Genomic DNA, 11,606 nt, shown 5'->3' with positions numbered 1-11,606 from the left:
TCGCTTGATGAGGGCATGTAGCATGCTGAATACCGGGGTCGCCATATGGGGGTGGTTCCAGTCTATTCAGCGGCGCATAAAAATCGCATAAAGACGGCGGCCACCCGAGGTGACGGGGGATGGGCCGGCAGTCCGCCCCATCCGGGGCGACGTCGTTGACGGAATCCGGGCCAGGTTTCAAACTCGCGCCACGCGCCGTGCCGGGCGCGTTCTTTTCTGTCACCGACCGGGGGAGGTGCGCATGCCGTGCATCGCTTACAACAGCGGTTACAAGTACCAGCTGAAGGAACCGTATGCCGTTACCCTCGAGATCCGGCCCGTGGTGCCGATCGACACGGACTATGTGAAGCTCGACGGCGACGGCCGGCTCAGCCTTGCCAAGGGCTATGCCTGGGATGGCCCCTCGGGGCCGACGATCGACACCCTCAGCTTCATGCGCGCCTCGCTGGTGCATGACGCGCTCTATCAGCTGATGCGGGAAGGCCATCTGGACAAGGCGCGGACGCGCGAGCTGGCCGACCGCATCCTGCGGCGCATCTGCCTGGAGGATGGCATGTGGTCGCTGCGCGCCTGGTGGGTTTACCAGGGGGTCCGCCTGTTTGCCGATCCGGCCGCCGACCCCGCCGCCCGGCGTCCGGTCCAGCGGGCGCCCAAGGGCTGCCGGGCGTGACCCGGCCGGGCGGACCGCTGGCGGATTGTCCGCCGCCCGGGCTGTCCACCACAGAGGTCCGCATCGTGACGTTTCCCGGACCCCGGTTGCCGCCGTGGAGCACCGCGGGCCGCCCAGCCGGGAGCACGACACCGTCTGCCGGCTCATCGAAGGGCGCCGGGCGCAGCGGCTGCCGCCCGGGCAGTATCGTACCTGCGGCATCCATCACACCGATCCCCGCGCCGTGGCGCCGGAGCACCACCGGGCGGATTTCTGCGTGGCGGTCGATGCGCCGGTGGCGCCGAATCTGTTCGGCGTGGTGGGCAAGCTCATGCCCGGCGGCCGCTGAGCTGTCGCCCGACACGTCGGTTCCCGCGACCATGTGGTGGCGGCGGACTTTCTCCATCGCCTATGGTTGCCGGCCAGCGGCGAGCAACTGCGCGACTTTCCGGTCTTCTTTCACTATGTCAACGTCGGCCCCGGCGTCACCGAGGCGACGATGATCACCGACGTGTATCTGCCTTTGCGCTGACGGCCGGCACCGCTCAAGCCGTCGCCATCGCCACCCCCCCCTGTCTGCCAACCCTGAGGAGCATGTCCGATGAGCGATAACAACAACAAGAACAAGCTGACCATGGCCAGTGGCTGCCCCGTGGCGGACAACCAGAATGTCCTGACGGCGGGGCCGCGCGGACCGATGCTGTTGCAGGATGTCTGGTTCCTGGAGAAGCTGGCGCATTTCGACCGCGAGGTGATCCCCGAGCGGCGCATGCATGCCAAGGGCTCCGGCGCCCATGGCCGCTTCACCGTGACCCACGACATCAGCCGCTACACCAGGGCGAAGCTGTTTGCCGCGATCGGCAGGCAGACGGAGGTTTTCGTCCGTTTCTCGACCGTCGCCGGCGAGCGCGGCGCGGCGGATGCCGAGCGCGACATCCGCGGTTTCGCGATCAAGTTCTATACCGAGGAGGGCAACTGGGATCTGGTGGGCAACAACACGCCGGTGTTCTTCCTGCGCGATCCGCTCAAGTTCCCCGACCTCAACCACGCGGTCAAGCGCGACCCGCGCACCCATCTGCGCCGCGCGCAGAGCAACTGGGATTTCTGGACCCTGCTGCCGGAGGCGCTGCACCAGATCACCATCGTCATGTCGGATCGTGGCATCCCTGCCAGCTATCGCCACATGCACGGCTTCGGCAGCCATACTTTCAGCTTCATCAACGCGCGGAACGAGCGCCACTGGGTGAAGTTCCACCTCAAGAGCCGCCAGGGCATCCGGCACCTGACCGATGCCGAGGCCGCGGCACTGATCGGCCGCGACCGCGAGTCGCACCAGCGCGATCTCTACGAGGCCATCGAGCGCGGCGAGTACCCGCAGTGGGCGCTCAAGGTGCAGGTCATGCCGGAGCGGGAGGCCGCGGCGCTGCCTTACAACCCCTTCGACCTGACCAAGGTCTGGCCGCACGGCGACTACCCCTTGATCGATGTCGGCGTGCTGACGCTCGACCGCAACCCCGCGAACTACCATGCCGAGGTCGAGCAGGCGGCCTTCAACCCGGCCAACATCGTGCCCGGCATCGGCTTCTCGCCCGACCGCATGTTGCAGGGGCGGCTGTTCAGCTATGGTGACGCGCAGCGCTACCGCCTGGGGGTCAATCACCATCAGATTCCCGTCAACGCCCCGCGTTGCCCGGTGCACCACTATCACCGCGACGGCGCCATGCGCGTGGACGGCAACCATGGCGGCACCCCGGGCTACGAGCCCAACAGCCATGACGTGTGGCGGGAGCAGCCTGAGGTGCGCGAGCCGCCGCTGGCTCTCGAAGGTGCCGCCGACCACTGGAACCACCGCGAGGACGACGATTATTACACCCAGCCCGGCAACCTGTTCCGCCTGATGAGCGACGCGCAGAAGCAGGCGCTGTTCGACAACACCGCGGCCGCCATGGCCGGGGTCGACGAGACCGTCCGGCGGCGTCATGTCCGCCACTGCGGGAAGGCCGATCCGGCCTACGGCGAGGGCGTTGCCAGAGCCCTGGGCATGGCGCCAGGAGCGCCGGCATGAGCCGCGGGCCTGTGCCGGCACCGGGCGGGCAGGGGGGCGAGCACCCGTCTGGCAGTGACGCATCCCGCGCCGGTGGCGCTGGCCTGTCGGTCGAGGATGGCGCCAAGGCGGTGGTCCGCCGCTATGTCGACGCCTTCAACCGGGGCGACCTGGCCGCGCTCAAGGAACTGCTGCACGAGGACGCGGAAATCCAGGGGGTCCTGGGGCGGGGCCGTATCCAGTGGGTAGAGCCGGTCTGGCGCCAGCTGATCGAGGGTTACGGCATGCGCCTGCGCCTCCGCGGCCTGATTGCCGAGGGCAATCTGGTCGCCGCGCTGTACACGGAGACCGGGACCTTCCGCGCTCCGGCCTTCGGTCAGGCGCCCACCGGCCGGTCCTACGAACTGGTGGCCATGGAGTGGTTCGAGATCGAGGACGGCCGGATCCGCCGGCGCTGGGGCGCGCGGGATGCCGCCGCCCAGGCCCGCCAGCTGGGCCTGGCGCCGCCGGATCACGGCATGGACGCCGGTGCCGGATGAGCGCGCCGATGGGCCAGCGCCTCTGGCTGGCCTGGAGCAGCGGCAAGGACAGTGCCTGGGCATTGCACGTCCTGCGGCAGGACCCACGCTACCAGGTCGACGGTTTGTTCTGTACCGTGAACCGGGAGCATGATCGAGTCAGTCTGCACGGCGTCAGGGTGTCGCTGTTGCGGCAGCAGGCGGAAAGCGCCGGACTGCCGCTGCGGATCGTCGGGATTCCCTCGCCCTGCAGCGATGCCGGCTATGCCGACATCATGGCCGCCCTGGTGGAGACCGCCGCGGGGGCGGGGGTCGAAGGCTTCGCCTTCGGCGATCTGCTGCTGGAGGACGTGCGGCGCTACCGCGAGGCGCGCCTGCGCGGCACCGGCATCCGCGCCCTGTTTCCGCTCTGGGGCCGGTCCACGGCCAGTCTGGCGCGCGCCATGCTGGCCGGTGGACTGAAGGCCCGGCTGACCTGCCTGGACCCCGGTCGCCTGCCGGAGCGGCTGGCCGGCCGCGAATACGACGCCACGCTGCTCGACGAACTGCCGGCCACGGTCGATCCGTGCGGGGAGAACGGCGAGTTTCACAGCATCGCCTACGACGGGCCGATGTTCCGCTGGCCGATCGCGATGCGGCGGGGGGAAACGCTGCGGCGCGACGGCTTCGTCTACACCGACTGGCTGCCGGTCGCCGGGGCAGCGGCGGGCTGAACCGCCCGCTCAGGCGGCCGTGACGATGCGCGCCGCCTGCACGTTGTGCACCTTGGCAATCTGGCCCAGCGCCAGGCTGAGCTGGCCGAGGTCGGTCACCTCGCAGGTGATTTCCATGATCACGCTGTTGTCCTGCGGGTCGGTCAGGCTGTGGGTGTGGACGATGTTGATGTGCTCGCCGGTCAGGATGTGGGCGATGTCCTTGAGCAGACCCTTGCGGTCCAGCGCCCGCACCTCGACATCGACCGGGAAACCCTCGGGCTCCGAACCCCAGGCGACATCCATCAGCCGGCCATGCTTCTCCAGCGGCAGTTGCAGGATGTTGACGCAGTCCTGACGGTGGATGGCGATGCCGCGCGCCACGGTGACGAAGCCGATGATGGGATCGCCGGGATGCGGGTTGCAGCAGCGGGCCATGTGCGTGACCAGGTTGCGCACGCCCTGGATGGTGATCTCGTCGCGCGCCGGCGCCTGTCGCGACCGTGGCGGTCTGGCCGGCCGGGGCATCAGGTCCTGCGGCTTCAGCGCCGCCGCCAGCTGCATGGCGGTGACATCGGCCCGGCCCAGCGCCAGCAGCAGGTCGTCGCCGCGCGGCAGGTGGAAATGCCGGGCCAGCTGTTCCAGGTCGGCTTCGCGGATGCCCAGCCGCTGCCGCTCGTGGTCGAAGATCTGCTTGCCGGCCTTCATGTGCCGCTCGTGATCCTGCTGGCGGAACCAGGCGCGGATCTTGTTGCGGGCGTGGGCCGTCCTGATGTAGCCCAGGTGCGGGTCGATCCAGCCGAGGCTGGGGCCGCCGTGCTTGGCGGTGAGGATCTCGACCTTCTCGCCCGATTTCAGCACATAGGTCAGCGGCACCATGCGGCCATTGACCTTGGCACCCCGGCAGCGGTGGCCGACCTCGGTGTGGATGCCGTAGGCGAAATCCACCGGGGTGGCGCCCTTGCGCAGGCGGATGACCTGGCCCTTGGGCGTCAGCACGAAGATCTGGTCCTCGAACACTTCCGAGCGGAACGAGTCGAGGATGCCCTGTTCGTCGTCGCGGCTTTCCAGCAGCTGTCGCAGGGTATTGACGTTGCGGTCCAGCGCCTGGTCCTGCTTGCTGCCTTCCTTGTAGCGCCAGTGGGCGGCGACGCCGTACTCGGCGAAGCTGTGCATGTCCTCGGTGCGGATCTGGATTTCCACCGGCCGGCCCTCCGGCCCCACCACCACCGTGTGCAGCGACTGGTAGCCGTTGGCCTTGGGGTTGGCGATGTAGTCGTCGAATTCCTTGGGAATGTGCAGCCAGGCGCTGTGGACCAGGCCCAGCACCGTGTAGCAGGTGGATACGTCCTTGACGATCACCCGTACCGCATGCAGGTCGTACAGCTCCTCCAGCGGGATTTCCTTGCGCTCGATCTTCTTGTGGATGCTGTAGATGTGCTTCGGCCGCCCGTAGACCCGGCCGGGGATGCCGGCGGCTTCCAGCTTTTCCCGCAGCTCGTTCATGAAGTGCTGGACGAAACTTTCGCGGGCGGCGCGGTTGGCTGCCAGCGACTTGGCCAGCCGCTTGTATTCCTCCGGTTCCAGATAGCGGAACGAGAGGTCCTCCATTTCCCACTTGAGCTGGCCCACGCCCAGCCGGTTGGCCAGCGGCGTGAACAGATCCAGGGTTTCCAGGGCGATGTTGCGGCGCAGTTCCGGGTCCGGGTTGTCCTTCAGCAGCCGCAGGCGTTGCAGGCGGTAGGCCAGCTTCACCAGCACGGCGCGGACGTCGTTGACCACGGCCAGCAGCATGCTGCGCAGCAGTTCGGCCTGATCCGGCTGCTTGCTCTCCACCTTGTGGTACTCGTCGAAGGTATTGAGCCAGTTGACCTTCTGCACCAGCGCTGCGGTCTTGGCGCCGAAGCGGCGCTCGATCAGGCCGGCGTCGATGCTGTCGCGGATGTAGGGATCGCTGAGCAACGCCACGATCACCGTGGTCGCGTCGACCCGCAGCTGATGCACGATATGGGCGACATCGATGCCGCGCGGCCGGGTCAGCGCGTCCTCGTCGCGGGCGTCGAGCGCCAGGCTCAGGGCGTCGGCAATGCGCTGTCGGTCCTCGTCCGCATAGCCGGCCGTGAGGCGGGCCAGCAGGTCGGCTTCGGGCTGGGAGGAAATGTCGGCGTGATAGTTCGAATGCTTCATGCGGCAGCTGACGGGGCGGCACCTGCCGCTCGGATATGACCTGGCTGATAGTACCAAAGTCGGTACGGCGGAAGGGGTTGAGCGCCAGGGACGGCCCACCGTGGCTGTGGCAGAATCCCGGCTTGTCCTGCCTGCCGATGGTGGCCCCATGTCCGATTCCGACGCGCGTGAGTATGAGCTGCCGGCCAGCCTGGCGGCCGGCAGCTGGCGGACGCTGCTGGCCGAGCCGGAGCGCCTGCGCCCGGTCCGCGAGACCACCCCGCATCTGGTCGTGCTGGACACCTTCGACCGTGCGCTGCTGGCGGCCGGTCTCTGGCTGGGGCTGGAGCGACGCCGGGCCGGTTCCCGCCTGGTCTGTCCCGATGAGCGGGGGGTCTGGCAGCGGGCGCCGGTGCGGGCGGCGGAGCATCTGCTGGCCGCCGACCTGGCCCCGCTGCCGGGCGCCGACCGGCTGGTGCGCCGGATCGGCCTGCGCGCCTTGCTGCCGCAGCTGGCCCTCACCGGCACCCGCGCCGAGTGGCGGCTGGCCGATGCCGGGACCGGCGCGGCACGGGTGCTGCTGTTCGAGGAGCGCTGGCGCGCGCACTGCGGCACCGCCGAGGCGGTTCTGCCGCTGCGCCTCCGCATCGTCCCGCTCAAGGGCGCGCGGCGCGAGGCCCGCGCGCTGCTCCAGCGCCTGCAACAGGCGGCGATCCTGACGCCGGCGCCGGGTCTGTATCTTGACGCCGTCAGTCAGCTCGGCGCGGGCTGGCCGGCCACCGTGCCGCCCATGCGGGTGCTGGACGACCCCGCCCAGCGGTCCGACCAGGCGGTCCGGCAGGCGCTGCGGGGACTGCTCGAGGTCATGCTGGCCAATAGCGAAGGCGTGCTGGCGGAGACCGATACCGAGTTCCTGCATGACTTCCGGGTTGCCGTGCGGCGTACCCGCGCCGTGCTCGGCCAGCTCGGCTGCCGCGCCTTGCCGGCGCATCAGGTCGAACGCTTCCGGCGCGGATTTGCCGCCCTGGCCCAGGCCACCGGCGAATCGCGGGATCTCGATGTCATGCGGCTGGCGCTGGAGCCGTTCGACGCCACGCTGCCGGCCGAACTGCGCGGACAGACCGGCCCCCTGCGCGAAGCGGTGGCGGCACAGGCGTGCAAGGCGCATCAGCGGCTCGCTGTCCGCCTGCGCTCGGCCGCGCACCGACGCTTCCTGGCCGCCTGGGGCCGCTTCCTGGATCGCCCGCCGCCGCGCCGGCCGGTCGCCGCCGCCGCCCGGCAGCCGATCGAGCCGCTGGCCAGCCGGCGCATCTGGAAGCTTTACCGCCGCCTGCTGCGCGAGGGCCGGGCCATTGCCCCCGACAGCCCCGCCGAGGCCCTGCACGAGCTGCGCAAGACGGCCAAGAAACTCCGCTACCAGATGGAAGTGTTCGCCGGGCTCTACCCGGCGGAGCGGCTGGCCGTCTCCCTGAAATGGCTGAAGAAGCTGCAGAACCTGCTCGGCGCATTCCAGGATGCCAGCGTGCAGGTCGAACGGCTCCGCGAGCTGGCCGACCGGTTCCGCGAGCGGGGCGCGCCCACCGCCACCCTGCTGGCGATCGGCGGCACCATCACCCGCCTGCTCGACGAGCGGCAGCGCCTGCGCGCGCGTTACGCCGCCGTGTTCGAGGATTTCGCCAGCGCCGGGCATCGCCGCCGGTTCCGCCAGCTGTTCCGGCCACGCGATCCCGCCGGCATCCCCGAGGCGGTTCCCCACCCCGCCGGGGACGGATCGTCGCGGGGCTAGCCGGGCACGGGCAGGGCCAGGATATCGCCGGCAGGGCGCGGTGCCTTTCCGGCATAGGGTGACAGCACGGCCAGCATCCGCTCGATGTCCAGCGGCTTGGCGAGGAAGTCGTTCATGCCGGCCGCCAGCGCCGCGGCACGCTCCTCGGGCAGGACGCCGGCCGTCAGGGCGATGACGGGGAGGGCGCTCCAATCCGGGTTGCGGCGGATTTCCCGGGTCGCGGCCAGGCCATCCATGACGGGCATCTGGACATCCATCAGGACCACGTCGAAGTCTTGGGGCCGGTCGCACAGGGTAGCCAGCGCCGCCCGGCCCTCCGTGGCCTTCATCACGGTCGCGCCCTGGAGCCGTAGCACCCGTTCCAGCATGCGCAGGTTGACGGGATTGTCGTCGACCGCCAGCACCCGCAGGCCGTCCAGCGGCGCCGGGGTCGGCCCGGTGGCGACGGTCCCGCTCGCTGCCGCTGGCCCGGCGTCAGGATTGGCCCGCCGGAAGGGGATTTCCAGCCAGAAGGTGCTGCCGATGCCCTCTCGGCTGGCGATACCCAGTTCTCCACCCATCAGCTCGACCAGCCGCTTGCCGATGACCAGTCCCAGGCCGGTGCAGCCATGGCGGCGGGTGAGGCTGGCATCACCCTGCTGGAATGCCTGGAACAGCTGGCTTTGGGTGGCCAGGCTCATGCCGGCCCCGCTATCTCTCACCTCGATACGCAGCCGCAGCGTCACCGCATCGCCGGGGATGGGCTGGATTGCCAGCTCGACCGAGCCCCGCTCGGTGAACTTGATGGCGTTGCCGACCAGCTCGAGCAGGATCTGTTCCAGGCGGCCCGGGTCGCCGACGATTTCCTCGTTCGGCGCGGCAGCCACCGCGATGTGCAGCGCCAGTTGCTTTTGCTGCGCCAGCGGGCGCAGGGTTCGCTCCACGTGCTCCAGGATCGGCGGCAGCCGGAAGGACAGCGCCTCCAGGCGCAGGCGGCCGGCCTCGAGCTCGGCAATATCCAGCAAGTCGTTGATGATGCGCAGCAGGTGCCTGCCCGATTCGCGGATCATTCCCAGCGCGTCGCGCTGCTCCGGTCGCGGCGAGTCCCGCTCCAGCAGTTCCGCGAAGCCGAGGATGGCGTTCAGGGGCGTGTGGAGTTCGTGGCTCATGTGGCCGAGGAACTGGGTTTTCGCGGCATTGGCGATGCCGAGCTGGCGATTCTTTTCCACCAGTTCCAGCTCCGCCTGCTTGCGGGCCGTGATGTCGAGACTGGTGCCGCGCATGGCCACGGGGTTGCCGTCCGTGTCGTAGCAGAACTCGCCGCGTCCCTCGGTCCAGTGCAGGCTGCCGTCGGGCCAGAGGATCCGGAATTCCTGGACATAGGGTGTGCGCATCCGGCGGCACCGCTCGATCAGTTCGTTCAGGTGCCTGCGGTCGTCGGGATGGATGCGGGCGGCGAACGCTTCCCGGGCGCCGGTGAATTCACCGGGGGCATAGCCCCACAGCCGCTCCTGTTCCGGTGACCAGGAGAAGTGATCGGTGACCAGGTTCCATTCCCAGATGCCGATATGCGCGGCCTGGATGGCCAGCCGCAGGGTTTCCTCTTGGCGCTTGCGGGCGTCGATGTCGACCACCAGGGCTATCAGGCCGCTGATATGGCCCTCGTCATCCAGCAGTCGGGCGACGCTGACGTTGACCCAGATCAGGCTGCCGTCCTTGCGTCGGTAGCGTTTCTCCAGCAGGAAGGCCTGGCCATCCTCGAACAGCTGCCGGAGCAGCCGCTCGTTGTATTCCCAGTCCCCGGCATAGGTGATATCCCGCGCCGTTTTGCCGATCAGTTCCCCGCGGGTATGGCCGAGCAGGGTGCAGACATGGTCGTTGACCTTGACGAAGCGGCCGGCGGGATCGGTCTCGATGATGCCGGTCAGGCTCTGCGCAACCATTGCGCCCAGCCGCCGTTCACTTTCCTGGCGCGCCTTGAGTTCCCGTTGGCGGACGATCTCCTGCTGCCGCTGCACCCGATCGGTGATGTCATCGATCATGCAGAGCAGGCATGGGCGGGCCTCCTCGGCGTCCAGGGCCAGGCGGGCAACGGTCATGCTGACCCAGACCGTGGACCCGTCCGGCCGCAGCAGCCGGCGGTTGAGCTGGCAGTCGGACAGCTCGCCACGGTTCAGCTGCGCCAGTTTTTCCGCGATGGCGGCGGTATCCTCCGGGTGGGTGATCGCCGTCCAGTCGAGCGCGCGCAGCTCCTCGATCTGGCGTCCGGCAATCTCCGCGAAGCGTGGATTGATGTCGTGGATGTGGCCGCTGGCAGGGTCGAACAGCCCCACCCCCACCGGGGCCTGCCGGAACATAATCCGGAAGCGCGCTTCCACCGCCTCGCGGGCCCGCAGATGCTCGATCTCGCGGCGTTGCCGATCCTGCCGCCACAGCTGGTAGCTCGTCATGTAGACCAGCAGCAGGGCCAGCAACGCGATGGTGCCGGTGATCCAGGCGGTATCGCGCAGATTGCCCTCCGCCTCGTCCCGGTCCATCTTGGCGATCATCAGCCAGGGTGATCCGGTGATCGGGGTGATATAGGCGAGGACGGGGATGTCCCGGTAGTCCCGGGCCTGTTCCGCGATGCCGTGATGCCCGCGCGCCGCCAGGGCAGCCGGCAGATGTTCGGTGGCCATGGGCAGCCGTTTGCGCAGGGCCGCCCCCGGCTCGTGGCGAAGCGGGGAGAGGAACAGGACCTCGTCGCCCTCGGCCCGCACCAGCAGGGTTTCGGCGGTTCGGGTCGGAACCGGCCAGGACTCGACCAGGGGAAACAGTCGCTGGTCGGCGAACCAGGTGATGATGCCGATGCCCAGCAACGGTTTGCCGGGTTCGCCGATGGGGGCGATCAGCGTATAGACGACGCGGCCTTCAGGGCTCAGGTGCAGCCCCTGTGTGGCTATCCGCGGCTGGCGGAGGATGTCCCGGATGTCGGGATGATCGAGGGCGACGGCGTTATCCCCGATCGTGAAGATGGGCTGGCCCTGCGCGTCGAGCACCGCCACGCCATCCCAGCCCCGGGTTCGGCTGTAACGGACGATGCGTTCGCGCATGCGGGACAATAGGGCTGGCTGCTGGCGTCCGCCGGCCAGCCATTGCCCCAGGAGCAGCGGCAGCTGCGCATCGCCCCAGAAATACATCCCGGCGTCGCTGACCGTCTCGGCGAGGAATTTCTCGATCTGCTGGCGTTTCTGCTCGGCGATCACGGTCAGGGTGCGATAGGTTTCCTGCCGCAGGCTGTCGCATAGTCCCCGGTAGGCCAGGGTGCCGATGCCGGCGATTGCCAGGGTCGCCGCGCAGAGGAGCAGAATGAAACGCCGGCGGGTGACCGTTGCGCCGGGTCTGGGCGGCAGGAAAGCGGCAGGCTGGACAGCAGGCAGGCGCATGTTGTGTACCTCTAGCGCGTCTTTTCCCCCGCGGCTGGGTGTCACGACACCGATGCAGCCGCGGCACGGGCGACGCCCTTGGCCTGCCGCGCCTGGCAGCGGGGGCTGTTGCAACCCCGCCGTTGCCGGCTGCGCCATTTACCAGCAGGTCAGTCGCCGGGTTTCATTTTGCCATTTATCAGATTTCATTTCGAGTCAATATGTCGGGATGTTAAGCCCGCTATCCCCCGCGCGCGAGCGAAATTCGGTGACGAGGTGTTGCGAGCGTCGTGGGCGGCGCGCCGTGGCCCTTGGCGGCACTTGCCGCAGGCCCTGAGGGTATGGCGATGCGAGACGGCCCGGCTAGG

The 11,606-nt window shown here is 68.9% G+C and carries 8 protein-coding genes and 1 pseudogene; 7 read left to right on the top strand and 2 right to left on the bottom strand.

What is annotated here, in order from left to right; translation table 11 throughout:
- The first annotated feature begins 241 nt into the window (after positions 1-241).
- From ACYQ1H_RS14690 to ACYQ1H_RS14665, 6 genes and pseudogenes are all read left to right on the top strand, one after another.
- Positions 242-670 (top strand): DUF1353 domain-containing protein, encoded by a 429-nt coding sequence (locus tag ACYQ1H_RS14690; protein ID WP_460028795.1) that lies wholly within the window; start codon positions 242-244, stop codon positions 668-670.
- A gap of 94 nt (positions 671-764) precedes the next feature.
- On the top strand, positions 765-998 hold the full coding sequence (locus ACYQ1H_RS14685) for a hypothetical protein (protein WP_460028794.1): 234 nt from the start codon (positions 765-767) through the stop codon (positions 996-998).
- Positions 999-1,010: 12 nt separating this feature from the next.
- Positions 1,011-1,181: pseudogene (locus ACYQ1H_RS14680) on the top strand (GyrI-like domain-containing protein); the annotation flags it as partial.
- A gap of 69 nt (positions 1,182-1,250) precedes the next feature.
- Positions 1,251-2,714: a catalase gene (locus ACYQ1H_RS14675; RefSeq protein ID WP_460028793.1), complete on the top strand. Its 1,464-nt coding sequence runs from the start codon at positions 1,251-1,253 to the stop codon at positions 2,712-2,714.
- Positions 2,711-3,232, top strand: coding sequence for an ester cyclase (locus ACYQ1H_RS14670; RefSeq protein WP_460028792.1), 522 nt, complete (start codon positions 2,711-2,713; stop codon positions 3,230-3,232). Before ACYQ1H_RS14675 ends, ACYQ1H_RS14670 begins: the two co-directional genes overlap by 4 nt.
- Entirely contained in the window at positions 3,229-3,924 is a 696-nt protein-coding gene (locus ACYQ1H_RS14665) for a Dph6-related ATP pyrophosphatase (RefSeq protein WP_460028791.1), read from the top strand. The genes ACYQ1H_RS14670 and ACYQ1H_RS14665 overlap by 4 nt, the downstream gene beginning before the upstream one ends.
- Positions 3,925-3,933: 9 nt before the next feature.
- Here ACYQ1H_RS14665 and ACYQ1H_RS14660 read toward each other — a convergent pair whose 3' ends face one another.
- Positions 3,934-6,090, bottom strand: coding sequence for a RelA/SpoT family protein (locus tag ACYQ1H_RS14660; protein ID WP_460028790.1), 2,157 nt, complete (start codon positions 6,088-6,090; stop codon positions 3,934-3,936).
- Between the two features lie 148 nt (positions 6,091-6,238).
- On the opposite strand from ACYQ1H_RS14660, the gene ACYQ1H_RS14655 reads away from it, so the two are divergent.
- Positions 6,239-7,855, top strand: a complete 1,617-nt coding sequence (locus ACYQ1H_RS14655) for a CHAD domain-containing protein (RefSeq protein WP_460028789.1) — start codon at positions 6,239-6,241, stop codon at positions 7,853-7,855.
- Here the strand turns inward: ACYQ1H_RS14655 and ACYQ1H_RS14650 are convergent.
- The gene (locus tag ACYQ1H_RS14650; RefSeq protein ID WP_460028788.1) at positions 7,852-11,259 is read right to left on the bottom strand and encodes a PAS domain S-box protein; all 3,408 of its coding nucleotides are present in this window, start codon (positions 11,257-11,259) and stop codon (positions 7,852-7,854) included. The genes ACYQ1H_RS14655 and ACYQ1H_RS14650 overlap by 4 nt on opposite strands.
- Positions 11,260-11,606 lie beyond the last annotated feature (347 nt).

It is taken from the genome of Methyloparacoccus murrellii, assembly GCF_054657115.1.
The sequence above is the reverse complement of the archived record's forward strand: the minus strand, read 5'-3'. Positions and strand labels throughout refer to the sequence as shown.